This is a genomic window from Hominiventricola sp., from assembly GCF_057604405.1.
Map to the genome: position 1 here is coordinate 18,152 of NZ_DBLYVB010000006.1, position 26,536 is coordinate 44,687.

General features: G+C 46.6%; 23 protein-coding genes. 1 reads left to right on the forward strand and 22 read right to left on the reverse strand.

The window, feature by feature from the left end; genetic code table 11:
* Positions 1 to 19 precede the first annotated feature (19 nt).
* From ACZMB2_RS05695 to ACZMB2_RS05740, 10 genes are all read right to left on the reverse strand, one after another.
* On the reverse strand, positions 20 to 301 hold the full coding sequence (locus ACZMB2_RS05695) for a DUF2325 domain-containing protein (protein WP_487595923.1): 282 nt from the start codon (positions 299 to 301) through the stop codon (positions 20 to 22).
* Positions 302 to 323: 22 nt separating this feature from the next.
* Positions 324 to 752, reverse strand: a complete 429-nt coding sequence (locus ACZMB2_RS05700; RefSeq protein WP_487595924.1) for a flavodoxin — start codon at positions 750 to 752, stop codon at positions 324 to 326.
* Between the two features lie 23 nt (positions 753 to 775).
* Entirely contained in the window at positions 776 to 1,333 is a 558-nt protein-coding gene (locus ACZMB2_RS05705) for a DUF3793 family protein (protein WP_487595925.1), read from the reverse strand.
* A 128-nt stretch (positions 1,334 to 1,461) separates the two neighbouring features.
* Positions 1,462 to 1,884 (reverse strand): transcriptional repressor, encoded by a 423-nt coding sequence (locus ACZMB2_RS05710; protein WP_487595926.1) that lies wholly within the window; start codon positions 1,882 to 1,884, stop codon positions 1,462 to 1,464.
* Positions 1,866 to 2,012 (reverse strand): FeoB-associated Cys-rich membrane protein, encoded by a 147-nt coding sequence (locus ACZMB2_RS05715; RefSeq protein ID WP_118771512.1) that lies wholly within the window; start codon positions 2,010 to 2,012, stop codon positions 1,866 to 1,868. Before ACZMB2_RS05715 ends, ACZMB2_RS05710 begins: the two co-directional genes overlap by 19 nt.
* Positions 2,012 to 4,156: a ferrous iron transport protein B gene (gene feoB / locus ACZMB2_RS05720; protein WP_487595927.1), complete on the reverse strand. Its 2,145-nt coding sequence runs from the start codon at positions 4,154 to 4,156 to the stop codon at positions 2,012 to 2,014. The genes ACZMB2_RS05715 and feoB overlap by 1 nt, the downstream gene beginning before the upstream one ends.
* Before the next feature lie 74 nt (positions 4,157 to 4,230).
* Positions 4,231 to 4,452, reverse strand: coding sequence for a FeoA family protein (locus tag ACZMB2_RS05725; protein ID WP_118771510.1), 222 nt, complete (start codon positions 4,450 to 4,452; stop codon positions 4,231 to 4,233).
* Positions 4,453 to 4,483: 31 nt separating this feature from the next.
* Positions 4,484 to 4,699, reverse strand: coding sequence for a FeoA family protein (locus ACZMB2_RS05730; protein ID WP_308459657.1), 216 nt, complete (start codon positions 4,697 to 4,699; stop codon positions 4,484 to 4,486).
* Between the two features lie 201 nt (positions 4,700 to 4,900).
* Positions 4,901 to 6,547, reverse strand: coding sequence for a putative manganese-dependent inorganic diphosphatase (locus tag ACZMB2_RS05735; RefSeq protein ID WP_487595928.1), 1,647 nt, complete (start codon positions 6,545 to 6,547; stop codon positions 4,901 to 4,903).
* Positions 6,548 to 6,874: 327 nt separating this feature from the next.
* Complete coding sequence (locus ACZMB2_RS05740) at positions 6,875 to 7,537, reverse strand: GTP pyrophosphokinase (protein ID WP_487595929.1); 663 nt, start codon at positions 7,535 to 7,537, stop codon at positions 6,875 to 6,877.
* Between the two features lie 205 nt (positions 7,538 to 7,742).
* On the opposite strand from ACZMB2_RS05740, the gene ACZMB2_RS05745 reads away from it, so the two are divergent.
* Positions 7,743 to 8,009, forward strand: coding sequence for a hypothetical protein (locus tag ACZMB2_RS05745; RefSeq protein WP_487595930.1), 267 nt, complete (start codon positions 7,743 to 7,745; stop codon positions 8,007 to 8,009).
* Between the two features lie 35 nt (positions 8,010 to 8,044).
* Here ACZMB2_RS05745 and ACZMB2_RS05750 read toward each other — a convergent pair whose 3' ends face one another.
* From ACZMB2_RS05750 to ACZMB2_RS05805, 12 genes are all read right to left on the reverse strand, one after another.
* The gene (locus ACZMB2_RS05750) at positions 8,045 to 8,917 is read right to left on the reverse strand and encodes a DUF1002 domain-containing protein (protein WP_487595931.1); all 873 of its coding nucleotides are present in this window, start codon (positions 8,915 to 8,917) and stop codon (positions 8,045 to 8,047) included.
* Positions 8,918 to 8,923: 6 nt separating this feature from the next.
* Positions 8,924 to 9,883, reverse strand: a complete 960-nt coding sequence (locus ACZMB2_RS05755; RefSeq protein ID WP_487595932.1) for an alpha/beta hydrolase — start codon at positions 9,881 to 9,883, stop codon at positions 8,924 to 8,926.
* Positions 9,884 to 10,069: 186 nt separating this feature from the next.
* Positions 10,070 to 11,389 carry an aspartate kinase gene (locus ACZMB2_RS05760; RefSeq protein ID WP_487595933.1) on the reverse strand — a complete coding sequence of 440 codons (1,320 nt, stop codon included), beginning with the start codon at positions 11,387 to 11,389 and terminating at the stop codon, positions 10,070 to 10,072.
* Positions 11,390 to 11,530: 141 nt separating this feature from the next.
* Complete coding sequence (locus ACZMB2_RS05765) at positions 11,531 to 12,232, reverse strand: L-ribulose-5-phosphate 4-epimerase (protein ID WP_487595934.1); 702 nt, start codon at positions 12,230 to 12,232, stop codon at positions 11,531 to 11,533.
* 75 nt (positions 12,233 to 12,307) lie between these two features.
* A complete protein-coding gene (locus tag ACZMB2_RS05770; protein WP_487595935.1) occupies positions 12,308 to 16,795 on the reverse strand; it encodes a dockerin type I domain-containing protein in 4,488 nt (1,495 codons plus the stop codon).
* Between the two features lie 14 nt (positions 16,796 to 16,809).
* The gene (locus ACZMB2_RS05775; RefSeq protein WP_487595936.1) at positions 16,810 to 19,020 is read right to left on the reverse strand and encodes a transglutaminase-like domain-containing protein; all 2,211 of its coding nucleotides are present in this window, start codon (positions 19,018 to 19,020) and stop codon (positions 16,810 to 16,812) included.
* Positions 19,021 to 20,166 carry a DUF58 domain-containing protein gene (locus ACZMB2_RS05780; protein WP_487595937.1) on the reverse strand — a complete coding sequence of 382 codons (1,146 nt, stop codon included), beginning with the start codon at positions 20,164 to 20,166 and terminating at the stop codon, positions 19,021 to 19,023.
* Positions 20,163 to 21,110 carry an AAA family ATPase gene (locus ACZMB2_RS05785; RefSeq protein ID WP_487595938.1) on the reverse strand — a complete coding sequence of 316 codons (948 nt, stop codon included), beginning with the start codon at positions 21,108 to 21,110 and terminating at the stop codon, positions 20,163 to 20,165. The genes ACZMB2_RS05780 and ACZMB2_RS05785 overlap by 4 nt, the downstream gene beginning before the upstream one ends.
* Positions 21,079 to 22,212, reverse strand: coding sequence for a hypothetical protein (locus ACZMB2_RS05790; protein ID WP_487595939.1), 1,134 nt, complete (start codon positions 22,210 to 22,212; stop codon positions 21,079 to 21,081). The genes ACZMB2_RS05785 and ACZMB2_RS05790 overlap by 32 nt, the downstream gene beginning before the upstream one ends.
* Positions 22,209 to 24,506 carry a hypothetical protein gene (locus ACZMB2_RS05795; protein ID WP_487595940.1) on the reverse strand — a complete coding sequence of 766 codons (2,298 nt, stop codon included), beginning with the start codon at positions 24,504 to 24,506 and terminating at the stop codon, positions 22,209 to 22,211. Before ACZMB2_RS05795 ends, ACZMB2_RS05790 begins: the two co-directional genes overlap by 4 nt.
* Before the next feature lie 86 nt (positions 24,507 to 24,592).
* Positions 24,593 to 25,840, reverse strand: coding sequence for a dockerin type I repeat-containing protein (locus ACZMB2_RS05800; protein ID WP_487595941.1), 1,248 nt, complete (start codon positions 25,838 to 25,840; stop codon positions 24,593 to 24,595).
* On the reverse strand, positions 25,833 to 26,531 hold the full coding sequence (locus tag ACZMB2_RS05805; RefSeq protein WP_487595942.1) for an LPXTG cell wall anchor domain-containing protein: 699 nt from the start codon (positions 26,529 to 26,531) through the stop codon (positions 25,833 to 25,835). Before ACZMB2_RS05805 ends, ACZMB2_RS05800 begins: the two co-directional genes overlap by 8 nt.
* Positions 26,532 to 26,536: the final 5 nt, after the last annotated feature.

Genomic DNA, 26,536 nt, shown 5'->3' on the forward strand with positions numbered 1-26,536 from the left:
TTATAAGGATATCTATGGCTTATGCTGCATACTCTTTTAAAATGTTTTCCAGGGCGGAACCACTGCTTGTGTGGCACCGAACCACTTCTACATTCTTCCTCTTTGCTTCATCCACAGCCGTTTTCACCATCTTATGAGATACGGTGTTGGTAAAGAGAATGAACAGGTCCGGGGTCCCCATCTGCTTGTCCATGCTGGCAGACATCTGTGTAAATATCTTTGCCTTGCATTTATAGTTCTTACAGATCTTCATATACTGACAGACCATCCGGTCATGTCCTCCTACAATTACAACACTCATGAAAACGGTACCTCCTCTTCTTTTATTCTGCTAATTTCTTTCCAAGTTCCACAAGTTTTTCTTCTGCTTCATCATCCGGAGCATCACAGCAGATAGCATCTTCTCCACCGAGAACTTCAGCGCCTGCATCCTGCATCTGTTTTACCCAGTTGCGCATCCACTCGCCGTCTCCCCATCCATAGGAACCGAAGAGTCCGATTCTTTTGCCTGCTGCAAATTTTGCTACTTCCTCAACGAATGGCTCCATCGTGCCTTCCTCAAGTACTTCGTCTCCCATTGCCGGGCATCCCAGTGCAAATGCTGCTTCATCCTTCAGCTCTGCTGCGTCAAATCCGTCTACGGATACAATCTTTGCAGTTGCTCCTGCTGCCTCTACTCCTTTTGCAACCATGGAAGCCATTGCCTCGGTGTTACCGGTCTCGCTGTAATACACGATTGTAATCTGTGCCATCTTCAGATTCCTCCTCAAAATAATTATGCCTGATAACTGATTTCGTAAAGATTGCTGCCAGCCATAATAAGCTGAAGCACTGCATCCCGGACACTCTGGTAAAGCTGAAAGGTACTTTTCGCTTTCTGTTCGTCCTGATATACTTTCCAATACCCGGAACAAAGATACTCTTTTCCGTGATGTTCGATAAATCCTTTCACGTCCCCCAGCGGATATCCCAGAAAAACACCCATCTCATGGGGAAATGGCTGCCGTCCTTCTTTATATTCCGCAAATCTGTACTGAAGCCGCAAAAGTTTCTCATCCAGACTCTCCTGGACCATCCAGTAACCGTACTGTTTCAGAAATACTCCTGTCTGAGGCCATACAAGCGCCGACTCCAACCGGTCTTTCCGATACAGAAGCCATGTACTTTTCTGTTGTCCTTCATAGAGACACAGTCTGGAAATTCCGGGAAGTTCCTCCATCTGTAAAAATACCTCTTCTTCCTCACTGGTCAGAATCAGGAGATTCGAAGGTTTCACATCCGCCAGGACCGGAGCGCATTGATTAGCTATCACTTCCCACAATTTCTTTTCCATTCTGCACCTCTTTATGTTTTATGGTTAGTCTTTACTAATTAGTTATTGCTAACTCATAATAACAAAAAACACAAAAAAAAGCAACCATGTTACTGATCACTTTTTCTCAATAACATGATTGCCTTTTCTCACTTATTTAATACGACACGCTCAATTTCCGGAGCTTCCGCATAGCCTTTTTTTTGCAGGGCATCTGTCAGCAGTTTCCTCCACTCGTCACCGGTGAATTCCACTTCTTTCTGATTCTTCAAGATGACACGGAATCCATTCCTTGGTTCCTGTAAAAAAGGATCCAGACGATAGGGAGTATGCGTCTGAAATACACCCAGCTCTCCCAACGCATTTACCATACGATAAACGGTGGCAATTCCAATATTCTTGTCTTGTTTGGATGCCTGGTAATAGATCTCCTTACAGCTGGTACATTCCTGTTCAAATACAATGTCCAGAATCAGCTTCCGCTGTTTAGTAATCCGCATCCCTTTGTTTCGAAAGAGTTCCAGAATTTTATCTTTCTCTCTGGCAACTCGAATCAGTCTTTCGTCTTGCACCCGGAACAACCTCCACAGTTTCCACTGCAGCCGCTGCAGCTCTTTCCGGATTTTTTATCCTTCCAGATACTGTGTGCAGCCGCTGCTGCAATTGCCAGAACAATCAGTCCTACAAATAAAGTTCCCATTACGCTTTCGCCGTTCCTTTCACATTTACCTTCAGGGTAGTTGCTTCTTTATACGGACGAACCAGCAACCAGATGAACAGCACGATCAGTACAGCTGCAACGATCAGCCACGGACTGAAGATACCATATACAACCAGGTTTCCTACCTGATTGATCACCAGTGATACGCAGTAAGCAAGCAGGCACTGGTATCCGATTGCGAACCAGGTCCATTTTGCATTGTTCATCTCTCTTCTGATTGCTCCGATTGCTGCGAAGCACGGTGCACACAGAAGGTTGAATACCAGGTAAGCATATGCTGCAACTGCGGTGTAATCCTGGGCGATGTTGCCCCAGAATTCCTGTCCGTCTTCAGCTACCTCACCCAGTCCGTACAGAACACCAAAGGTACCTACTACGTTCTCTTTTGCTACCAGACCAGTAATCGCTGCCACAGTCGCTTTTGCATTGCCGAATCCCTGCGGAATGAAAATCCAGGAAATTGCATTACCAACAGTTCCAAGGAAGCTGTTTGCGAAATCCTCTACTGCGCAGTAGCTGCCGCCCTCAAATCCATAGGTAGAAGTATACCAGATAAAGATGGTAGAGAGAAGGATAACCGTACCGGCTTTCTTAATGAAGGACCAGCCGCGCTCCCACATACTTCTTAATACGTTCAGTACTGTCGGTACGTGATAAGCCGGAAGCTCCATAACGAAGGGAGCCGGATCACCGGCAAACATCTTGGTTTTCTTCAGGATGATACCGGAGCAGATGATTGCTGCGATACCAACAAAGTATGCACTCGGTGCAACCCACGGAGCTCCGCCAAAGATAGCGCCTGCGAACAGGGCGATAATCGGAAGTTTAGCTCCACAGGGGATAAAGGTTGTGGTCATGATGGTCATACGACGGTCACGCTCGTTCTCGATGGTTCTGGAAGCCATAACACCCGGAACACCGCATCCGGTACCGATCAGCATCGGGATGAAGGATTTTCCGGAAAGACCAAATTTACGGAAGATACGGTCCATAATGAAAGCAACACGTGCCATATATCCGCAGTCTTCAAGGATAGCCAGGAAGATGAACAGGATCAGCATCTGCGGCACAAATCCAAGGACAGCGCCAACACCAGCAACGATACCATCAAGGATCAGGCTCTGCAGCCATCCGGCACAGCCAACGCTGGTCAGGAATCCCTCAATTGCTGGCGGTACGATCTCGCCAAACAGCACATCATTGGTCCAGTCAGTTACGAAAGTACCTACCGTTGTGACGGATATATAATATACAAGGAACATCACTACTGCAAAGATCGGAAGGGCCAGAAAACGGTTGGTTACGATCTGGTCGATCTTGTCAGATGTGGTCATCTTTCCTGCTTTTGCTTTCTTGCAGCATTTTCCGATGATGGAAGAAATGTATACATAACGCTCGTTGGTGATGATACTCTCTGAGTCGTCATCCATAGCCTGCTCAGCTGCTGCTACGATACCTTCTACATCCGGAACCTGAGCCATCTGCTCTTTGATCTTATCGTCACGCTCAAACAGTTTGATTGCGAAGAAACGTTTCTGCTCTTCCGGAACCTCACTTCCAAGCATATTTTCAATATCGGTCAGGGCATTTTCCACCTTTTTATCAAAGGTATGTACGATCTGCTGTGCCTGTTTTGCACTTGCAGCCTTCACTGCTGCCTCTGCAGCTTCCTTGATTCCGGTACCTTTCAGTGCGGAAATCTCAACCACCTTACATCCAAGTACCTCAGACAGTTTGTCGATGAAGATCTGGTCACCGTTTTTCTTGACAACGTCCATCATGTTGACTGCCATCACCATCGGGATACCAAGCTCTGCCAGCTGAGTGGAAAGATACAGGTTACGCTCCAGGTTGGTTCCGTCTACAATGTTCAGGATTGCATCCGGACGCTCGTTAATCAGATATCCTCTGGCTACAACCTCCTCCAGTGTATAGGGAGACAGAGAATAGATACCCGGAAGGTCCATGATGATAACATCATTATGACCTTTTAATTTTCCTTCTTTTTTCTCAACGGTAACACCCGGCCAGTTTCCTACAAACTGGTTTGCACCGGTCAGACCATTGAACAATGTTGTTTTGCCGCAGTTAGGGTTTCCGGCAAGTGCAATTTTCATTGACATTTTGACCTCCTGAGGTTAGTAGATTCTAACCCATATTTTTAAAAATAAGCTGTTTTTACACAGCTTTTTACAAGTTACTGTACTTCAATCATCTGAGCATCTTCTTTTCTCAGAGACAGCTCATATCCACGGACCGTTACTTCCACCGGATCTCCAAGCGGAGCAACTTTACGAACAAAGATCTGTGTTCCTTTGGTGATTCCCATATCCATGATCCGGCGTTTTACAGCGCCCTCGCCATGGAGTTTTACTACGGAAACAGTCTTTCCAACAGCCACTTCTTTTAACGTCTGCATTTTGTTCTCCCTTCCTTATGGTCGTTTTACGTCAGGCAACCATGATCTTGGACGCCAGTCCTCTGTCCAGTGCAATACGGACACCTTTTACAATCAGAATCATTCCGCCTGGAGTCTCACCTACACACTCTACTTCAGCTCCCGGAGCAAATCCAAGATCCTGCAGATGACGCAGTGTTTCATCCTTTCCGCGAAGAGTCTGTACTGTGCGCTTTTCTCCAATACTCATCAGTGCTAATGCCATCATGTTCCCTCTTTTCTTTCTCATTCTGGGGTTTATTGAAAACGACTATCATTTACGTTCCATATTATATAGTTGTAGCTAATTATTGTCAACTAACTTTTTGGAATAATCCGTATTTATTATTGATAACTTTTATCAGTATTATCAATAATGCATAAAATAAGGGCATTCTTGCGAATGCCCTTTTGATATTTTGTTTCACTTTTACTGTTGTAGTACGGTAACTATACTTGGAATCAGCTGTTTTTTCCTGGATACCAGCCCCTTCAGAACAATTGTCTCCAGATCTGCCGGCAGCTGGAATGCGCTGCGCGCCACATCCTTTGCCTTCTCCCCGAAGCAAAGAAGCTCTGTGTCTTCCTTTACAATGTTGGTAAGCATGACAAAACACATATTTACCCCAAGTCCGTCGAATTTTTCTTCCAGATACGGAACCAGCTTCTCTTTGACTTCCTCCAGTTCAATCGCGTTCATGCTGTTGATCTGTGCCACAATAAAGCTGTGATCACCTACCTGGAATTTTTTCTTATCCTGATTGAAAATCTCTTTCGGTGTACGGGAACTCATATCACTTCCGGCGCTGAACATATCAATGGCAAATTCCTCAATCTCCACACCACAGATCTCAGACAATTTCTCTGCTGCCATCCGGTCGATGGACGTACAGGTCGGAGATCGGAACATGAGGGTATCAGAAATAATCGCTGCCATCAAAAGTCCGGCAATCTTCTTGGAAATCTTGACTCCGTTCTCCTGATACATCTGATAGATGATGGTTGCCGTGCAGCCCACCGGCTGATTACGAAAATAAACCGGCTCCAGTGTCTCCAGCGTACCGATCCGGTGATGGTCAATGATCTCCATAATATCTGCAAAAGCAATTCCATCCACGGTCTGGCTGGCCTCGTTATGATCCACCAGAATCACCCGTTTCTTTCTTAAATTCAAAAGATTTCGTCTGGAAATCATACCGATGTAATTTCCATCCAGATCAAGAATCGGAAAGTCCCGATATCTCTTCTGTCCCATAATGCCTTTGATATCTTCTGTCTTCTCATTTACTTTAAAGGTTACCAGATTTTCCCGCTTCATGAAGTGGGAGATCGGCATACTCTGGTTAATCATACGTGCTACCGTGAAGGTATCATGGGGCGTCACGATAATACTGCAGTTGTGTTCCTGTGCCAGCTTCTGAATGGTCTTGGAAACCTTGGAACCCATACACACAATGATGCAGGCGGCATTCATCTCAATCGCGCACAACTGAGATTCATAACGGTTCCCCAGAATAACCATGTCCCCCTCATGAATGTACTCTTCCATTACATCCGGATTCGCTGCTGCAATGACAACTTCTCCTTTATCATAGGTCGCATTGATATCTCCCAGAAGAAGCTCTGCATCCAGCGTCTCCAGAATATTCTTATACGGGGTTTTTGCCACGGAAAGAATACAGTTGTCATAGACATCCATATACGCATTGGCAATATCACCAATCGTAATCAGTCCCTGCAGTCTTTGATTCTCTGTAATCGGAAGTGTTACCACTCCCAATGCTCTCATCATATTCCACGCTTTTTTCAGAGAAATGTCTCCCGTTACTCCCTGAGTCTTACGGATCTCAATATCCGTTACATCTGTCATTACGTCTGCCACGTAAATCGGCGCCTGTGCCTGAAAATAATTCAGCACATACTGCGTCTCCTGGTTAATCTGACCTGCTCTGGCTGCACAATAGCCGCCTCCGTAAAGCAGGTTTTTCAGTTCTGCATAGGCAACTGCAGAACAAATGGAATCCGTGTCCGGATTCTTATGTCCAATCACATATACCGGTGCTGTATCTGTTGCCATACCGTCCTCCTCTATATTTCTTTCTTCATTCTAGCACTTTCCTATTTTCTTGACAACGCTCCGTAGTTTTTTATTTGTTTTGCACAGTTTCTTTCTATTACAGACATTGTTTTTGTACTATTTAACAATGTTTTCAAAGTTTGTTCATATTTTGTTCACAAATAAATGATATATTATAACTATCAAAAAAACGTAGTTCACATCCATTTGACAGACAGATTTTTTCATAATAGCCCCGGCATCCGTATTGTCGGGGCACTCCTCATTTTATACGATATTTTTCTTACTTTTTTGTGAGATATCCTTTCTAAAGCCCGACGGGGATGATCAGACCTGACCATCCCCGTCAATTTTCTTCATTGCTTCATTGAGTGACATCATCTTCGTATCCAGACGTGAAATGATGGACGCACATTCCTGTAATTCCCGTTCAAAGTAATCCGGTGCATTTCCTTCATATTTATAATACATCTTATGTTCCAGGCTGGCCCAAAAATCCATGGCCATGGTCCTGATCTGCAGTTCCACCTTAGTAGGAATCACTGCATCTGCCAGTGCTACAGGAATGGACAGCAGCATATGATAACTCATATAACCGCTTTTCTTTGGGTTGCTTATGTAATCTTTGATACTGATCACTTCCAGATTATCCTGCTTTTTGATCACATCCGCAAGAAAGTATACTTCCGAGAAAAAAGAACAGGTGATACGGATGCCCGCAATATCATTTACATTTTCCAGCAAAGCCGGGATCTGGAATCCTCTGCCCTGCTTCTTCAGTTTCTTCATAATACTTTCCGGTGTCTTCAGGCGTGTCTTCACATATTCTATCGGATTGTAGGTATAAATATGGCTTAATTCATTATTCAGCACTTCAATACGGCTGGACATCTGAATCAGAGCAGACTGATGAACAAACATCACCGTTGCAAACGCATCTTTCTCCGGATGTCTTTCAATGTACTCCTGAATACTCATCTCTTTTGCCATTTCTACTGCCACCTCCCAATCACATATTGCATAACATTTTAATTATACCATACGTTTTTTAGGGATATTGTCATAATTTGTAAGCCGCTTATATCTTTTTCTTCTATTATAAGCGAGTTTCATAAGTATTACTAATCTCTTTACATTCTATTATAAACCCGATATACTGAACAGCATAAATCATGTAAACACGGGGAGGAGCCATATGTTTCGTGTATGGGGAAAACTATTTAAAGATAATCGGATGTTAAAGGATCTGACGGTCTGTGACGACAGTCAGGACACACGCACCCACAAGGTTCTGCATGCTCTGGATGAGATGTGCTACGCATTCGATTTAAGCAAACCAATCTGGCTGGATTCCAACGTTCGTGAGTTTCAACGCCATGCAAAAACCCGCTTCCGTCAGGATAGTTTTGTGGATGAAGTAGATTTTGATTTTCTTGAATTTCAGGTAATAGAAGAGGATTAGAAAACCGGCGGAGATATGTCCGCCGGTTTTTTTATTTACTGTTTCAGGAAGCTCTGGATCAGATCCCAGATGGAAGATACCAGTTTCGTTACAAAATTTCCTACTTTTTCACTGTCCAGCTTGATTCCCATGGAATCCAGCTTATCATACAATTCCTTTGCCTGGGCAGCCAGCTTACCCGGATCAATGTCCAGATTATCAAGCTTTAAAAGCAGATCCACAATTCTGGATACCTGCTCATCCGTCAGCTTCATGTCCATCTTATCCGATGCTTCATTGACCAGTGCAGTCAGTTTCTCCGGGTCATCCAGTCCATTTTCTGCGATCTGCTGCTTCAGATAAGCAATCAGATCTGCAATCTGTTCAGAGTTTAACTCGTCACTTAACTCTCCCGTCAGAACCAGCTCATCCGTTGCCGCTTCCAGAGCCGCATCACTGACAGATGTGCCGCTGTAGGTTTCATATGCCTTTACCGCTCCAATCAGAGCCGCTGTACCGCTCATCGGAGCCGGAGCTGCCACAACCACCTTCGCATCCTGCACCCCTGCCGTCAGAAGCGCATTCCGATACATGGCAATCGTACAATAATTGACATTATGGGTCTCCACGCTTAACCCTGCCCCGCTTTCCTGGGGAACCAGAAGCACGGATGACAGGGAATGGGTTCCCACTACAGAAGCCCCCAGGGAACTATCCAGATACTGGTGCTCCATATCATTGGTAATGTAAATCACATCATAGGATGTCAGATCCGCATCTGTCAGTCCCATTTCGGATAATACGGTGGCTTTCTGAGAATCGCTTAAGTCAGCGCCCAGAGCAAGAACCCCTTTCCCGGCCGCTTCTGCCGTCAGGCTTCCCGCCGACAGCATGACCATTGTCAGCAATAAAAACAACCACTTTTTCATGTAAATTCAGCCTCCTGCATTTCTGCTCTTTTCCCGGTGCAAAATCCCGCTGCACCAGGTCTTAATGTCCTGTGTTACCTGCTCTTTGTTCAGGTCACACAACAATTCATGACGCGCTCCCGGATAAATCTGACAGACCACATTCGTCATGCCGATCTTCTCCAGCATACGCGCAAACCGCTTCACGCCTTTTCCATTCTCTCCCACCGGATCTTCCTCTCCGGATAAGATTAGAATCGGCAGATCCTTTGGCATTTTAGCCGCTCTACGGATGTCAATATCTTCTTCAATGGTACGGAACAATGCTTCATATGCACCTCTGCTGAAATGGAAATTCCGTTTGGAATCCTGTAATGCATCCAACAGTACCTGCGGATTCCGGCTCATCCAACTGCCGGTTCTCGCATTATCCGGATACCGCTTCGCAAATCCGGAGACGGACATCAAATCCAGAATCCGGCTGTGTCCATTTCTGCCGTCCCGGAACATCCCGGCATAAGCAGTTAAGAGTCCTAATTTCACCAAAGGCAGCCGCTGCTGCCCGGTCCCCATGAGGATTGCTCCATCCACTCTCTCTCCATGATAAATAAGGTATCTGCGGACCAGATAAGAACCCATGCTGTGTCCTAACATAATATAAGGAACTTTCGGCGCTGCTGCAGACGCCATACGCCGTACCAACTCCATATCCTTCAGCCAGAGCACGGCACCTTCCTCACCAAGCTTTCCTAACTCTTCCGCACCGTTTACCGAGTCTCCATGTCCCAGATGATCATGGCCGATCACATAGTATCCTGCCTCTGCCATCTTTTCTGCAAACTCGTCGTATCTCTCAATATATTCCAGCATTCCGTGTACGATCTGCAATACACCGATCCATTTTCGACTCGGATCGTACCAGCGATAGCCGTGTATCATATGAATTCCATCCATGGAATTTACGTAAAATTCTTCCCTTGTAACCATTCTTTGTCACCTTCATTTTCCGGTCTTTTATGGCAGTATACCATACTTTCCCCGAAAATAACGGGACTTCACAGAATTTTAAGGAATCTTAAGATCCTCGCAGACCATTTCACCCCATGATGCCATAGCTCCTACACAATGAAAAAGCTTCTGTACCCACCAGGGGTCAGAAGCCTTTCTCCTGTTCTACAGCTGGGTCGTAATAAAGATATCGTAAATCGCCTTGATTGCTTTTTCAAAATCTTCGTTTCTTACACCCACAATAATGTTCCATTCACTGGAACCCTGATCAATCATCTTCACATTGACATTGGCATGAGCCAAGGCAGAGAAAATTCTTCCTGCAGTACCACGGTTAGACTTCATGGCACGTCCTACCACTGCTACCAGCGCCATATCACCTTCAACCTCCAGATAATCCGGGTTGACCGCTCTCTGGATTCCTGCCAGTACCTGCTGCTCTTTCTCCTCAAACTCATCCTGATGAACAATAATACTCATGGTATCGATACCGGACGGAATATGTTCAAAGGAAATACCCTGTTTTTCAAACTCTTCCAGAACCTTACGGCCAAAACCAATCTCAGAGTTCATCATATCTTTTTCAATATTTACCGCTACAAAACCTTTTTTACCGGCAATTCCGGTAATGGTATAATGCGGTTTGTGGCAGGTGCTTGCCACAATCATGGTTCCCTTATCCTCCGGGCGGTTGGTATTCCGGATATTAATCGGAATGCCCGCTTTACGTACCGGGAAAATCGCATCCTCATGAAGTACTGTTGCCCCCATGTAGGAAAGTTCTCTTAACTCTCTGTAAGTAATGACATCGATGGTCTCCGGATTCTCGATGAGTCTCGGATCTGTTACCAGGAAACCGGATACATCCGTCCAGTTCTCATAGAGGTCTGCCTCTACGGCTCTTGCCACGATGGAACCGGTAATGTCAGAACCTCCTCTGGAGAAGGTCTTCACACGGCCGTCTTCATAAGCTCCGTAGAATCCCGGGATAACAGCCTTTGGCATCTCTGCCAATTTTGCTCTCAGAAGCTCATCTGTCTTCTCAGAATCAAAGTCTCCGTTCTCGTTAAAACGAACAACTTCTGCGGAATCCACAAAGGGGAATCCCAAATATGCAGACATGACAATACCATTCAGATATTCTCCTCTGGATGCTGCATAATCGCTTCCTGCTTTATTTTTAAAGTTCTCTGCAATAGTCTCAAATTCCTTATCCAGAGACAGCTTCAGATTCAGGCCGCCAATAATCTCATTATAACGTGCCTTAATCTGCTTCAGCATGCCGTCAAAATTCTCGCCGTTTGCTGCTGCATAGTAGCACTGATACAGCATATCTGTTACTTTAGTATCTCCTGAATAGCGTTTGCCCGGAGCAGACGGAACTACATACCGCCGTGTCCCATCAGCCAGAATAATCTTTCCTACTTTCTGGAACTGCTCTGCACTTGCCAGAGAGCTGCCGCCAAATTTGACTACTTTTTTCATTATTTTATCTCCTCGTTTATAAAAAAGACTATCCTAGATTATACTTGTATTCCCCCAGGAAAACAACTGTTTTTTTGAAAAACACACGAAAATACCGGGGTTTTCGTATGGAAAACCCCGGTGTCGGAAAAATTTTTCTTTCTAGTTGGTATCCTGACCGTAATAAGCATTTGCACCATGTTTCCGGTAATAATGCTTATCCTGCAGTGCCTGCGGAGCCGGCTGAATCCGCGGTTCAATAATCTCGGAACGGAATGCCATCTTGGCAACCTCTTCCAGTACCACTGCATTATGTACTGCCTCATGCGGATCCTTGCCCCATGCGAAGGGACCATGGTTCTTGCAGAGGCATGCTGGAACTGCCATCGGATCTCTTCCGGTCTCCTTGAAATAATTTACGATCAGATGACCGGTATTCTCTTCGTAAGCCTCGTCGATCTCCTCTTTAGTCAGACAGCGCATGCACGGGATATCACCATACATATAATCTGCATGGGTGGTTCCATAACAGGGAATGCTTCTTCCTGCCTGTGCCCAGCTGGTCGCATAAGAAGAGTGGGTATGAATGACTCCACCTACATTCGGAAATGCTTTGTAAATCTCCAGATGAGTCGGGGTATCCGATGACGGTTTGTAACGTCCTTCTACTCTGTTTCCTTCCATATCCATGACTACCATATCTTCCGGGCTTAACTTATCATAGTCTACACCGCTCGGTTTGATCACAAACAGACCTTTTTCGCGATCAATTCCGCTGACATTTCCCCAGGTAAATGTTACCAGACCATATTTCGGCAAAAGCATGTTGGCTTCATAGACTTCTTTTTTTAATTCCTCCAGCATTTTAAAAATACCCCTTTCCGGCTTCGAAAAGCGCTCACATATTTAGTTCAAATATATACTGTTTCCAGTATAATGTCAATTCGCTTTTCCGTCGGAAGTATCCGCCGGGAACTCTTTTAATCTGCCTTTGCAGTATCCATAAATCAGCTCTGCATCCATGGCGTCCACTTCACCATCTCCGTCCACATCTGCTGCCTTTAACTGCTCTTCGGACGCCTCGATTTCTCCATTGGCAATCTGGACTACCCGTTTCGCATCATCCTCATTGACAACACTGTCACCATTCACATCTCCGGTAAGTTGTTCCGCTCCTGCTATGGTAAGCTCCACTTCTGCAGACGGTGCGGTATAATCCACCCCTGCCACGCCGTCTTTGTCCTGATATTTCACATGCTCAAAACGGATTTCAAATTCGGTATCCTCTGCCGTCAGCGGCTGATCCGAATAAGAAATCAGATCCGTAATATCTCTGGAAGTTCCATTGGTATAATGAGCAATGACTTTGATTCCTGCCGGTTCAAACAGGTCACCCACTGCATAAGCCGTCTTTGTCGGAGGTTCTGCAATCTCCAAATGGTCAATGGTGCTTCCCAATGCCATCAATCGTCCGGAATCATTTTTAAAATAAATGGTTCCGTCTTTGTCCACAATCGGGCTGCAGATGGCATACTGGGCCTCTTCCCCATCCGGGGTAAAGAGTACCGGAGCCGTCTCATAATCCACCAGTTTTCCATTGACCCGATAACTTTCCGTTATGGTTTTTCCCGGTGCGGTCTGGCCTTCCTTATCCGTAATCACCCGTAATTTGCCAGGTGTATAGTTATCAAAGAAATAGATATAGGCAACGCCTTCGCTCTTCTCGTAGGCAGTTGTCAGAAGTCCGCTGGTCTGCGGATAACCCATGGTTTTTACCTGGTATGCAATTCCCCAGTTTTTAAGATCAAGCACCGTAATATTATGACCGGAATAAGCACCAAACTGGCTGGCTCCGCAGACACCGATGTAAGCTCTGTTTCCATAGATGGTCGGAGTACTGGTACTCATGGGGATTCCTTCACTGCCATTTTTCAGCTGGATATACTTCAGAGAATTTTCATCAATAATACCATTTTCATCTACGGTCACCCCATAGAAATATCCGCCCTTGGATGTGAAATAGTAGGAGTTTGTCCCCTCTTGTCTCACAATGTTGCATCGAATATCCCCGGTGTGCGGAAGCGTGATCTGGCTGATCACAGCTCCCGTCTTCGGATCCAGAGAAAGAAGACTGGCATGTCCGGTCGTATAGCCTGCTTCACCATCATCGGTTCCAATCAGGACAAAATCATTCGATGCATAAGCTCCTGCCCAGTAGAAACCGCCCTTCTGCGTATAGGCCCAGGAAGCTTTCTTCTCTTCCTTGGTGGAAGAAAGATCTTCATCCGTCACAGACAGGCATACAAAATTCGCACGCTCCACTTCTGACCGCCAGAAACCGGTATAAATATATCCATTCTTATAGATAATCGGACAGTTCGGCTGACCGCCCAGTTCATCATGGTAGATCCACAACGGTTCCAGCGTATCCGCATTAAACGCCTGGATACAGCCATTCGCCAGCCCCACGAAGATCATGCCGTCCGCATAGGTCGGCGGATTAATGGCAAAGCTGGAAGCATGATCCATGGTTCCGCTGGCTTCCACTTCTCCCGTCATTTTGTTCACTTTATAGATCTGGTTTTTTGCGTAAGTATAAATATAATCCCCTATCAGAATCGGACTTCCGCATGCATCGGAATCGTATCCTTTTCCTAATACTGTCGACCAGTACAGAACGGCTTCCTCTGCAGTTCTCGGAACCGGAATATTTTTTACTACTCCGTTATTTTCCTCATCATACCGGAAGGTCGGCCATTCTGCATCAAATTTCACAAGTGAAGTATTTTCCGATGCTTTTTCCAGTTGAACGTTCACCGTCTCCGCCTGGGAAGATGCCTTGTAATTGCTGACTTCCTTTGCCCGATATCCGCTGGCTGTGATGCGGTACGTATAAGAGGTTCCGGGGATCAGCCGATACACGCCATTCTCCGGCAACACTGTTTTCTTGTTTCCATTATTTTTCACGAGGATCCGCGCATTTTCCGGCTCCGTCTTGAATGTTACAGATACCGGATCCATCTGCCTGATGTGAATCGTATAAGTCATGGGAACACTGCCAGCAGCAATATTGTGAATCTCAATCGCTACGTTCTTTTCATCCCATCTATCCGGGTCATCTCCCAAGGCAAATTCTACATTTTCCAGTGAGTCATATCTCGCACCATCCATCAATGCATAATATCCGCCACAGCAATCCGTGGTATCCAGCGTGTTCGGAAATTCCGCCTGGAACCAAATTGCCTTACTTCCACGCTCTACCGTCACCCAATATTCATCAACATTACGGTTAAAACTGATGATATTTCCTTTCTGATCTGTCAGATCAAGGGAAGTTCCTCCAAGAGAAGCCGCGAAATTGATTATATGGAGGGATCGTTTAATCTTGACTTCATAGTCCTGATACAGCGTAACGGATGCATCTGTATCTGAAGTTTTGGAAAGACGCAGGCTCAGGTTCTGTCCATATCCGGATTTTGCAACCAGTGAGCCGAGGATCGTGCAGGTGCCAGTTGAGGAATAAGGTTTCGTAATCGGCTTCTCATAAAAAACGTCATTGCTTGAACTTTTCGTCGTCTGCGTCTGATAGCGGGCATTAATCTGATAGCCCGTCTCACCTGTTGCCTGTGCATAGACTGCCGTATTCATATCCGGTACCACACACTCATACTGATGTGTACTCTTCTGATATTTAGAATTCAGTGTAAATTCTTTTCTTTTCGCTGCTCCTCCATTATCATACAGTGCAAAGGCTGTCATAGCATCTTTGGTCTCTGGTGCTGCCACATGCACCGTCTTTCCTTCTGAAGCCAGGAACGATGCTGTACTGTGATACCAGCTTCCTTTGGTAGCTGTATAGGTATATTGCTCTCCTGGTATCAATAAATAAGTGCCATCATCCTCTGCCTTGATTTCGGATAACGCCTGGTTCGTCACCTGCACTTCTGTATCCGCCGGGACTTGTAACGTCACTTTGGCGGCATCTGTTCGGGTGATCCGCAGTGTATAAACAGTAGGATTTCCTTCTCCATAAGATACTGATACCGGAATCTCATAGGTTTTCTTCTCCGGCAGTTCCACAATGCCGGAAGCATTCTGATCCACCAGTACCGTACACCCTTCTTCCAGAGGTGTTCCACTGATAACCACTCTGTCAGCAGTCGTGCGAAGCTCATATGCCATGGTCAGATTCTGAAATCCCGTCATCAGCTCCGTATTTCCTGCCTTGACAGAAATATTTTTCAGAGTCGGATAACGCTGCAGTTCTACCTCATAGGACTGAATCATCACATAGCCAAAATCCGCCCTGCTCTCGTCTGCAACCGTATACTGCGCCTCCAGCTGAAAGACACGTCCTTCCAGTCCCTGATTCAGACAAAACGCCAGAACACTGTACTGACTGTTCCAGGTCCGGTTGAGCTCTGATTTATCATTGCCATCCGTTCCTGTATAAATGGTTTTCAGACGGGTTGTACCGTCATCCGGAAGTGCACCGGATGCCGCATTCAGATAAATCCCGGAAGAACTGATGGTATCTGGAATCTGATAGACCGCTTTATGTGCAGATTTGTCCTGCTCTCCCGCATAAGGATTTTTGTTCTTGTCCAGTAGCTTAATATCCCCGAACCATTCGCCATCCGGAAGTGCAACCGTCAGATTTTTCTCAGAGACAATCTCCACATTTCCTTCTGTCCGGTTCCAGGTTCCATCGGATACAGAAAAATGATAGGTTCCTGCCGGTACCTGAATCGTTGTGCCATCTGCCTTTGTCTCATTCCCATAAGCATCTGTCATGGTAATCTTCAGACCGGTAACGGTCTGACTGCCTTTTGTCGCGGCAAATATTACCGTATATTTTGGTCCGTTTAAGATTGCTTCATAATCATTGACCGCCTGCACCAGGGCCGCACGCAGAGCTTCTGCATCTTCACTTCCTGCTCCGCGGCAGAGTCCTTTTAATGCATTGTCATATGCCTGCTTTGCAGGCTCATACTTCTGAAGCTTTTCATAATCTTCTTTTGCCCGGTACTGACCCAGATAACGGATCAGTTCCAGCATATTTTCTGAATAGGCATCTTCTGCTTCTGTAAAACAGAGAACCGTTACGTCTTTCAGCTTCGTATCCAGCTGATAGGCATTTCCGTCAAAAAAACGCCGGTAATTGCCGGTCACTCCGTCGATGGAAACAATCCATCCATCCTCCAGTCCTGCGAACTCATGTCCACTTTCCGCCAGAAGTTCCTTTACGGTCTGGTCTTCTCTTCCCGTAACCGCTGTCGGTTCTATGATCATTTCCGACTTTGTGGAAGCAGTTATGTAAACCGTTTTCATCCCAGCCGCTTCCTCTGCATGCACCGTACCGCCAAACCCAATCAATAATGCGGCACAGAAAATCAGGAGCGCTGATAGTTTCCTTATAGTCTTCACGTTTTTATCCTCCTCTATCGGCAGATACATAGAATCCAACGGTATTTCAGCCGTTCAATCAGATTCCATTTTGCCATACAGTTTTCCCGTACCTGCTCGGCAAACTTCATTTCCTGTCCCTTTTGTTCCTCCGTCATAGGATGACTGCTGAACATTGCCTCATCAGAAAGTGCCCGCATTTCCCGGTTTTCCTTCTCCTCCGCAGTTCCCCCATGCTGCATCAGGCAGACCGCATAACCATACCAGGCCGCCACACCTTCTTTCGGTGAAAGCTGTTCCATTTCCTGGAGTTTCTTCAAAAGCTGTCTTCTACGATAAACCTGACGCCCAATCAAAGCCAGCAGCAGAAGTAAAAGAAGCAGAAGTGCCCAGACAGGCGTCACCTTCCATTCGCTTCTGTCCCCGGATTCTTCTTCCATGGTATCCGGTTCTTCCTGCGCCATGTAGTCCTTATCCGGCGCCTCGTAAGAATCCTGTCCCAGACCATTATCCTCGCTGACTCCGATCTCTTCCTGATCAATATAGCCAGGCGTTGTCTCAAAGGGAATCCATCCGATACCGTCCAGATAATACTCTGCCCACGCATGTGCATGGGTCTCATCCAGCACCAGTTCTTCTCCCGGTGCTGCCGCATTGGCCTCCTCCGGGCGGAGATAATATCCTTCCACATACCGGGCCGGCACGCCATAATAACGAAGCATCAGTACGGCTGCCGTCGCATAATGGACACTGTATCCTTTTTTCTTCTGTTCCAGTGTATAGGCAAGAAAATCATTATTTCCATTCAGTGTCACGGCACTTTCATCATATGCGAGATTTTCTTCCAGACACTGGTAAATACGTTCTTTGATCTCTGACAGTTTCAGCCTGCCTTCCGCAGGGGGAAGCAGACGTCCCAGCGTCGCCGCTGCCGTATCCGTAATCTGAAGATCTTTATCATATACGTATTTCCGGTAAGCATCCTCACAGCGAAGATATTCCTGCTCTTTGTCCGCCTTCTGATGATCCGCCAATTTCTGTAATACGGCATACCACTGGGGAACGCTTCCCGAAAGATAAGAAATCGTCCAGTTTTCCTCGTTCTTCTTTACTTCTGCATCACCAATCACATCCGCAGAAAGCAAGGAGCTGTCATGCAGCGCATAGGGAAGATACAGGTGTTCCCTGCAGGCGCCCAGATTTGTGATCTCCACTGTCTGTTCTGCCGTCTCTTCCTCTGTCAGATCAGAAGCAAGACCGATCATTTCATTTCCGTAAAACCCATTTTTATGAAGCCAGTAAAACAGCGCCTCACTGTCTGCTTTTTCTTCCGCCGGAAGTTCCTCCCAGGCAGTTCCGGTGTAGTTTTCCCTGATGACGCCGCGCAGATACAGTTTTCCATACTGATCCGCCTTCAAGGACAATGCCGCCGCATCGGATTTCTTCCAGCTTCCCAGATTTTCCAGATTTCCTTCCGGCATGGACTCCGTACTGCTATCATACAAAAAACGATGGACACTGTCCTTCCACCAGTTCTCTTGAAACAGGTCCATTCTTCCCAGGAAAGTGCCCGCCGTCAGGAGCAGTACCAGCGATACTGCAATCACCGCCGCATAAGCCGGAAGATTCCCCTTCTCTTCCCTGTCTTTTCCGATCTGTTCCCGGAATACCGGAAGCAGTAGCACACCTGCCAGAAATACAGCTGCCGCAATCACTTCCCTGGAAAATCCGCTTATCAGTGCTGCTGCCGCCAGAAAAATCACCGGTGAGACCGGCCATAATGTTCCATACCAGATGGCATTGGCTGTCAGAAAAGCTGCCAGAAATCCAATGGAAAATAACGTAAAATACACATTTCCTTCTGCATTTACCTGAAAGTCCAGATAAATCTTTCCTGTTTTTTCCGTCATAAAATGCAGCATATCATTGGACAGTATCAGAAATCCATCCCGAATCCGTCCATAAAAGATCCCGGCAAATAAAAGATAAGGGATCAGTACGGCTGCCTGCCGGCCTTTGCTGTATCCTGCCAGCAGAAAAATTCCCAGACAAATGGAAGTGCCGCAGATTCCAGGGATTACCCATCCGCAAGACACAGAAGGAAATGCCGGCACAAACAGTCCGGATAATCCCATCATCAGAAACACAGCCGCCAGAAATCTTCCGGCATATGCCCTTCCACCATCCACCGCTTCTTCCGGCACCGCCATCGCAAGCCCTGTTTTTGTCACGTCTTTTTTCCTCATCTACAACACCACCATCTGAAGATCCTCTGCAAAAGTCTGTGCATGGTATACCATGGTATTCCACCGGTTATCCGCAGGAATCCCATCGCAGAGCAGAATGGAGATCTCTCCACCGGAAAATTCCTCCAGACTCTCCGGAATCCTCTTTGCAAAATAAATGATCTTTCCATATTCCGCCCGGCCATAAGCATCCATCCAGAGAGAAACTCCATCTTCCACTGGATTCTGCCCGTTTTTGAGCATCTGTGGCAGAAGTCTTAACAATTCTTCCAATGTAAACGCTTCTTCCTGGCAGATCTCCTGTCCATCCGTCCATCCCAGGGTGTACTGTACTCCATCCTGGCTTAATGCCTGACAGATGGATGATACCGATTCCGCCATTGCATCCATCTCATCCGGACTTGCTTCTTCTGTATTCTTATCCCAGAATACCAGCAGAGAACGGGATACCGGAAGACTTGCTTCCTTAATTAATATGTGGTTCAATTTGCTGGAAAGCTTCCAGTGAATCTGCTTTACCGGATCACCCGGTACATAATCCCGAAGCTGGAAAATCTCCGACGCATCGTTTCCTTTCCGGTCCGGTGCATAATTTTCCTCCTCATCCTGCTGACAGTAAGGAATCTGAAGTGACACTTCCGTGGAAAAGGTATTAGGAAGAATCGAAGTTCTTCCATCGCTTTTACAAGGAATTCTAAATGGGAGGAATCCAAACCAATCCATCACCGTTACTTTGCTGATCTCTGTATGAATATAGCCACAGTGTGTCCCGCAAATCGTGAACTCACTTTTGCCACTTCCTCCTGCCGGTACAGACATGACCAGCTCCAGTATGGAGTTCTCCCCTGTCAGCCTGTTTTCCGCCTGCACGGTACAAAAGAGATGAACTGCCGGTATTCTGGCATGATTCTGAATGGTCACTTCTGCCTGAATCTCTTTTCCTTTCTCAGCTGTGGACGGCATTTTCAATTCTGCTTCCAGTTTCTCTTTTAATAAGAAATTCATCCCCCAGGTACCCACAGGCAGAACCAGCAGCAGCACAACTCCGCCCCAGACCTGCGGAGCCATTCCCGACACCGCAACTGCACAGAGTAACAGGAACAGCAGCAGCCATCCTCCTAATGCAGTGAATTGTCTTTTTCTCATCTGGCACGAAACTCCTTCACTGACGGTTTTTTCACGTCTTTCAGAATCTCTGTCAGCAAATCATCTGCAGTGTATTCATGAAGCCGCGCCTTTGGGGACAGAACCAGTCGATGTGCACATACGGATAAAAATACTTCTTCTACATCTTCCGGCAGCACATAATCTCTGCCTTTCAAAAATGCATTGGCTTTCGCAGTCCGGCATACCGCCAGCGCACCTCGGGGGCTGACACCCAGCTGAATGTATTCCTGATGACGACTTGCCTCCGCAAGATCCGTTACGTATCCGTAGATTTCATCTGCCACATAGACTTCCGCTGTATCCACAATCAATTTTCTGAGTTCCGGAATATCCACTACCGCTTTTAACTGATCCAGCGGATTGGAATGGTGACGTTCTTTCATCAGCGCCACCTGGCTGTCACGGTCCGGATATCCCATGCTGAGGCGCATAAGAAAACGGTCCAGCTGTGCAGACGGCAGAAGCTGTGTACCTGCAGAACCAACCGGGTTCTGTGTTGCAAGTACCACAAACGGATCCGGAAGCGGATGGGTCACGCCATCTACTGTTACCTGATGCTCTTCCATTGCTTCCAGAAGCGCTGACTGTGTCTTACTGGACGTACGATTAATCTCATCTGCCAGCAGCAGATTGGTCATAATCGCTCCTGATTTGTACTGCAGTTTTCCGGATTCTTTTTCATATACAGAAAAACCGATAATATCAGAGGGAAGTGTATCGGAAGTAAACTGAATTCGTCTGGAATCCAGACCCAGTGCTCTGGCAAATGCCATGGCAAGCGTTGTCTTTCCTACTCCCGGAATATCCTCCAGCAAAATATGTCCCTGTGCCAGGACTGCCATCAGTACTTTTCTGATGACATCGTCCTTACCAATAATTGCTTTTTTAATCTCATTTTGAATCTGTTCTGTCAGCTCCTGCATTTGTCTTCCCCTTTCTTCTCACCGCCAGTACCACTGCTCCTGCAGCAACTGCCGCGATCACAGCAATCACGATTTTCATCATCGAAGTTCCGCTTTCCTGCGGACCTGTGTATTGTTCAAAACTATATAACCGCTCTTCACCCTGTCTGAGACGAAGAAGCGCCGTCTTCGCAAGAAGCACCTGCTCGCTTGCCATAAAGTTACTCTCTCTGTCAGACTGTGCATGTGCATATCCACCGTCATTTCTTGCAAAAGCTTCCATGCCATCGAGAAGCGTCACGCCATTTTTTGCAAACCGGTCATCTTCTGCCGGATCAGTTCCAAGAGCACAAAGAGCAATGACCGTCTGTGCACAGGATTCTGCACTTTCCTCCCCATAACGCACATAAGAACCATGTTCTGTCATGTGTTCTGACAGCCAGACAAGTGCTTCGTCAGATGCCGCCTTTACTTCGCTGTCTTCCTGATACGGCGCCAGCGCCTGCAGTGCCATGGCTGTGAGATCAGGATCTGCCGATCCTTTCTGCAATCCAAAACTTCCATCCTCGTTTTGCTCCGCAAGAATCTCTTCCACCATCATTTCCCGTGTATACTTTGCATCCTGTGGTTCCTCATAGGATCCTGCATCTGCAGCAATCAGAGAATAAATCCATCCATTGACTCCCTGATCTCCCGGGCTTCCGCCCTGATACTGCCAGATACCATCTTCCAAGAGATTTACCCCGCCAAACTGCTCCGGATCTTTTCCAAGTGCCAGAACAGTAAGAATAATGCGGTCATATTCTGTTATTTTCCGGTCAGACAGGCTGCCATTCCTTTCATAAGTTTCCTTCACATAGGTTTCCAGGTTTTTTGCATAAACCTGATAATGATCTTTCTCTCCCGCCAGCGCCAGTGCCATGGCCGCCCAGTCACTCTGGGGAGAGCCAGCAGGCAGTATTTCCTGCCGGTTTAGGATCATTTCGTCTTTTCCTTCCAGTGCGGTTCTTAAGCCTTTTGCCGCACTTCGCACTTCCTCTTTCATAGTTCCGACAGCTGTTCCTGCGCCCAGCAATATTAGCATCATACACAGCAACACTGGAATTATCCGTCTTCGTTTCATGCTTCTTCTCCTCCCTGGTCAGGAGCCGGATCGGGATCCGGTTTATCTGGTTCCGGATCCGGTTTATCTGGTTCTGGGTCCGGTTGGTCAGGATCTGGCTGATCTGGATCCGGTTGGCCAGGATCTGGCTTGTCGGGGTCCGGTTGATCGGGATCTGGCTTGTCGGGGTCCGGTTGGTCAGGATCCGGCTTGTCGGGGTCCGGTTGGTCAGGATCCGGCTTGTCGGGATCCGGCTTGTCGGGATCCGGTTGGTCGGGATCCGGCTTGTCGGGATCTGGCTGATCGGGATCTGGCTTGTCGGGGTCCGGCTGATCAGGATTCGGCTTGTCGGGATCTGGTTGATCAGGATTCGGCTGATCGGGATCTGGCTTGTCGGGGTCCGGTACATCCGGATTCTCCGGCAGCGGATCCAGGTCCTCTGTTTTCTCATCTCCGCAGATTTTACAGGTATATTTTACGTATCCTGCTACTCCCGGTTCCGGGTCTTTTCTGTCTGTCTCTTCGTATTTATGATCCTTCGCATGATAAGAACCATTGATCCAGGTACCACAGTAACCGGACAGACTTCCTTCCGTTCCACCGGATGCTTCAGAACCGCCGATATCTTTTCCATATGCCAGTGTAAAGCGGAGATATAAAGTATCTCCATCATTCAAATGGTATTCTGACATCCCTTTTCCTACCGCATAGGAACCATTCACTGAATACATCCATCCGGATCCTCTTGTGAAATCAAACTCTCCCAGCTGGTCTCCGCTGCACGGAGAGGTGAATGTAATATTATCCCGCTCCAGCAATTCCTGCAGATGTTCTTCAATCTCGGCTCCTGCAAAAGTATCTGCGCGCTCCAGGCTTCTCAGGTAGAATCCGCTGGCAGCACTTCCCGAATAATTTGCGGTATATCCGTATTCATCCAGCATCTTCAGAAGTGCATCTGCCGCTGTCTCTCCCTGTATGAGTTCAATGCCATCTGCCTCGTCAATAATGCCAAGATCTACCGTTGTTGCATCTATTACCACCGTGACAGATCCAATCACTTCTCCATCATCCGGCACCAGTGTCTCTACAATGTATTTGACAAACTTAGAATTTCCTTCGTCATCCCATGCCATAACCGTAATGACATGTCGACCGATATCCTGATTATTGGGACGCTCAAACCACAATGCATATTCGTAAGTAGAACTTCCTGTAGGATTCGTGATCGTCTGCCCATCCATGGTCACGCGGATATGATTGGAGCGGATCACTTCTCCCTGCCAGGTTCTCGCTTTTACCAGGAAGGTAAAATTCTGCTGCTGAATGTAGCCTTCCCAGTCATCCAGGTTTGTCTCTATGGTTGGCGGGTTTTCTCCGATTTCCGGTGTACGCTCATCCGCCTTATTCGCCTCATAGGTTATAATATAACGCTTTGTTTTCTTTTCTCCTTTGGAATCCTTATAGGAAACCGTAATCTCATTTTTCCCGGCTTTCAGTTTGGTACTGTAATTATGTCCGTCCGCTCTCAGCCAGGTTCCATTCCCCGTATCACTCTGAGCTCTGTATTTTACTCTCAGATTTGCATCCACACTCTCCGGTGTGTAATAGGCGTAGAATGAAAACTGATCATTGGTAAGTTCAGAAAATAATATAGTTTTACTGGAAAGATCCGTTACCAGACCTTCTTCCAGATCAGGATTGTCCGGTTCCACCGGCTGCGGCTGATCGGGATCCTGACTGCCATCATCTTTCTTATCTCCATCTCCCGGTGTATTTCCGGTATCCTCTCCGGTTCCCGGTGTATCTCCGGTTCCATTTCCACTGTCTGTATTTGTTTCATTATTTCCGGGCTGATCTCCTCCCGAAGTATTTTCATCCGTAGTCTTCCCTCCGGACTGACTGCCATCTGACTTTGATTCATCAGAATGATCCGAAGAATCTTCGCCTGTATGATCCTCTGAATCCTGCTCCTCTGCCTTTTCCTCCTCATCCGGTTTCTGTTCGTCCGGCTGCGTCTCTTCCTCCGGCTTCTGCTCTTCCGATTGCGTTTCTTCTTCTGATTCTTCTTCGTTCTGATTTTCATCCTGCCCGGCTTCACTGTCCCCATCACCGGTTCCGGTTTCTGCCAGAAGAAGATAGCCCTGATCCACCTGATCCGAGTAATCTTCTGTCATAAGTACTTCCGGCTCTGTCGTAATCGGATCTTCGGGCTCTATGCGTATCGCCTTCCCCGGCATCTGCAAATGCCCGACTGCCAGCAGAAAAGCAAGAAATATCGCAAATATGCGGTACAATCTCTTCTTATTTCTGTGCATACTCCCCACCTTCTTTTTCTCCTATAACGCAAAGTAACCCCCTGTTCTTCTCTGAAGAACAGGAAGTACTTTACTTACATATTCTTTTACTCGGTCAGTTTTCCAGGAAATTCTTTTATCTTTCCCGATACATAACCATAAATGATCGCAGAATCCAGTGCATCCACCTGTCCGTCACCGTTTACATCCGCGAGTTTCATAATGTCGTCTCCAACTGTCCGGGTTCCGTTGGCAATGTTCCATACCATGGACGCATCTCTCCTGGTAACCGTTCCATTCTGATCAATATCTCCCAGCATCGGAACCGGTTTTACCGTTACCTTGGCTGTAGGCGGAGCACATGATGCAGCTTTCGTACCGGCATTTGCATCCAAACCAACAATATAGTAGGTTCCCGGCTTATCAAATGTTACACTCCAAGTTCCACCTTCACCTGCATCAAAAACTTGATCTGTCAGCATGCGGTCCTCTCCAAGAACTACATATCCCTGAAGACTTCCATCAACTGCAGCTTCAAAGGATTCCGAACCGCCATCAGCTACAGAACTGGTATCATATTTTAATGTCTTTCCAGTCAATGCCTCCCCGGCTGTGCATGTATAAGAGTCGTGTTCAAAGGCTAAAAATGCTCCGGTTGTCCAGAAATTCCAGTTCGCAAACATGGCAAGATCAACAGAATCATCATCTGACAGCAATATATAATCTGCTGTAGCTCCCCAACCTTTACTCATCAACGGATATACATGATTTCGATAGTACATCAGGTTCTCATCATGTCCCCAGAACTGCTGCATATAAAGAGAGGTCGGACTACCCGTAATATTCAACACTTTATTGGTCGATTCGTATGCAGTGTCACCTTTCATATTCATTACAGGATCATACTGATCTGCTTCAGTTACTCCGTTTTGCAGCCGGCCCTGCCCGCATTCATCTTCAGAAAGTCCCATGCAATAACGTTCCAACAGATAAATATATAAATGCAGTAATGTCGGACGCCTGATTAACTCATTGTCGATATATGCTCCCGTTCCATCTTTTGTGTGATACCGTTCAAAATCAGTAAGTCCATATGGTTCCAGTGAAAACCACGGAATATTAACATCCAGATGAGCCAATGTTGTATCATCTTCATCGTGTCCTACAATGGGAATTCCATCGCAGGATACTGTCACAACCACATGTACGCTTTCCTGGTCTGTCTCTTCATATGAATAAGGAGATGCATCAGCTGGATCCTTTGCAAGAACCGGCTGAACAGGAAGCGTCAGTAACAGTGCAATTGCCAGAAAACAGGCACTGATTCTTCTAAAAATTTTTAATTTCTTATTCATGCCTTCTTCTCTTTCTCGTCAATACCCAAATGCAGCCAATCATTGCTACTGCTGCAAGAACAATCCAAAGCATCGGTCCCTGATCTCCCGTCTTGGCAGACTGCAGATTCTGAGGTGTAGACGCTGCTGCTGCAGCTGTATTTGATCCAGAAGTTGCTGTCTCTTCTGTTTTACTGGAGGAATGATGGTGTTTCTTTCCCGGCTTTGCTTTTGCCTCGATGGTCAGGGTAGCCTGTGCCGGATCTTTCTCTGCTTCCGGTGCATCCCGGGTGATTGCCTGACTCTCTACGTCCATCTGTGCAGAATCAATGGTTACTTTTGTCGTACCGGCTTTTTCCGTATGAAATGCCAGCTGAAACACTTTTCCATCCTGCTGTTTTTCTCCATATTTGAGAAGACGCAGTTTTCCGTTCTCTTCCTGCACCGTATAATCATCCAGACCTGTTGATGCCTTCTGGTCAAATGTCAGATAATCCTTTTCATAAGAAAATGTCAGATCGGCTGTGTTAAAAGTTCCACCCGGTGCAGCTACTGTTATATCCAGAAGTACTGTCTGATCTGCTGTTACGGTCTGATCCTTCCCAATTCCAATCCGATAGTTTTCTGCTGCTTCAGACGGAATGCCGGCTGCCAGGCTGAATGCCATCAGAAATGCTGCCAGAATCAGCCCTTTTTTTCTATTCCATTTCATGTTCC

Excerpts from the sequence above, each read along its gene's own strand:
- ACZMB2_RS05755 (WP_487595932.1), bottom strand. The coding sequence starts at position 9,883 with ATGGTTACAAGGGAAGAATTTTACGTAAATTCCATGGATGGAATTCAT.
- ACZMB2_RS05700 (WP_487595924.1), bottom strand. The coding sequence starts at position 752 with ATGGCACAGATTACAATCGTGTATTACAGCGAGACCGGTAACACCGAG.
- ACZMB2_RS05715 (WP_118771512.1), bottom strand. The coding sequence starts at position 2,012 with ATGGGAACTTTATTTGTAGGACTGATTGTTCTGGCAATTGCAGCAGCG.
- ACZMB2_RS05760 (WP_487595933.1), bottom strand. The coding sequence starts at position 11,389 with ATGAAAAAAGTAGTCAAATTTGGCGGCAGCTCTCTGGCAAGTGCAGAG.
- ACZMB2_RS05730 (WP_308459657.1), bottom strand. The coding sequence starts at position 4,699 with ATGATGGCATTAGCACTGATGAGTATTGGAGAAAAGCGCACAGTACAG.
- ACZMB2_RS05725 (WP_118771510.1), bottom strand. The coding sequence starts at position 4,452 with ATGCAGACGTTAAAAGAAGTGGCTGTTGGAAAGACTGTTTCCGTAGTA.
- ACZMB2_RS05790 (WP_487595939.1), bottom strand. The coding sequence starts at position 22,212 with ATGAAACGAAGACGGATAATTCCAGTGTTGCTGTGTATGATGCTAATA.
- ACZMB2_RS05785 (WP_487595938.1), bottom strand. The coding sequence starts at position 21,110 with ATGCAGGAGCTGACAGAACAGATTCAAAATGAGATTAAAAAAGCAATT.
- ACZMB2_RS05805 (WP_487595942.1), bottom strand. The coding sequence starts at position 26,531 with ATGAAATGGAATAGAAAAAAAGGGCTGATTCTGGCAGCATTTCTGATG.
- feoB (WP_487595927.1), bottom strand. The coding sequence starts at position 4,156 with ATGTCAATGAAAATTGCACTTGCCGGAAACCCTAACTGCGGCAAAACA.
- ACZMB2_RS05745 (WP_487595930.1), top strand. The coding sequence starts at position 7,743 with ATGTTTCGTGTATGGGGAAAACTATTTAAAGATAATCGGATGTTAAAG.
- ACZMB2_RS05775 (WP_487595936.1), bottom strand. The coding sequence starts at position 19,020 with ATGAGGAAAAAAGACGTGACAAAAACAGGGCTTGCGATGGCGGTGCCG.
- ACZMB2_RS05695 (WP_487595923.1), bottom strand. The coding sequence starts at position 301 with ATGAGTGTTGTAATTGTAGGAGGACATGACCGGATGGTCTGTCAGTAT.
- ACZMB2_RS05750 (WP_487595931.1), bottom strand. The coding sequence starts at position 8,917 with ATGAAAAAGTGGTTGTTTTTATTGCTGACAATGGTCATGCTGTCGGCG.
- ACZMB2_RS05800 (WP_487595941.1), bottom strand. The coding sequence starts at position 25,840 with ATGAATAAGAAATTAAAAATTTTTAGAAGAATCAGTGCCTGTTTTCTG.
- ACZMB2_RS05765 (WP_487595934.1), bottom strand. The coding sequence starts at position 12,232 with ATGCTGGAGGAATTAAAAAAAGAAGTCTATGAAGCCAACATGCTTTTG.
- ACZMB2_RS05735 (WP_487595928.1), bottom strand. The coding sequence starts at position 6,547 with ATGGCAACAGATACAGCACCGGTATATGTGATTGGACATAAGAATCCG.
- ACZMB2_RS05705 (WP_487595925.1), bottom strand. The coding sequence starts at position 1,333 with ATGGAAAAGAAATTGTGGGAAGTGATAGCTAATCAATGCGCTCCGGTC.
- ACZMB2_RS05740 (WP_487595929.1), bottom strand. The coding sequence starts at position 7,537 with ATGGCAAAAGAGATGAGTATTCAGGAGTACATTGAAAGACATCCGGAG.
- ACZMB2_RS05780 (WP_487595937.1), bottom strand. The coding sequence starts at position 20,166 with ATGAGAAAAAGACAATTCACTGCATTAGGAGGATGGCTGCTGCTGTTC.
- ACZMB2_RS05795 (WP_487595940.1), bottom strand. The coding sequence starts at position 24,506 with ATGCACAGAAATAAGAAGAGATTGTACCGCATATTTGCGATATTTCTT.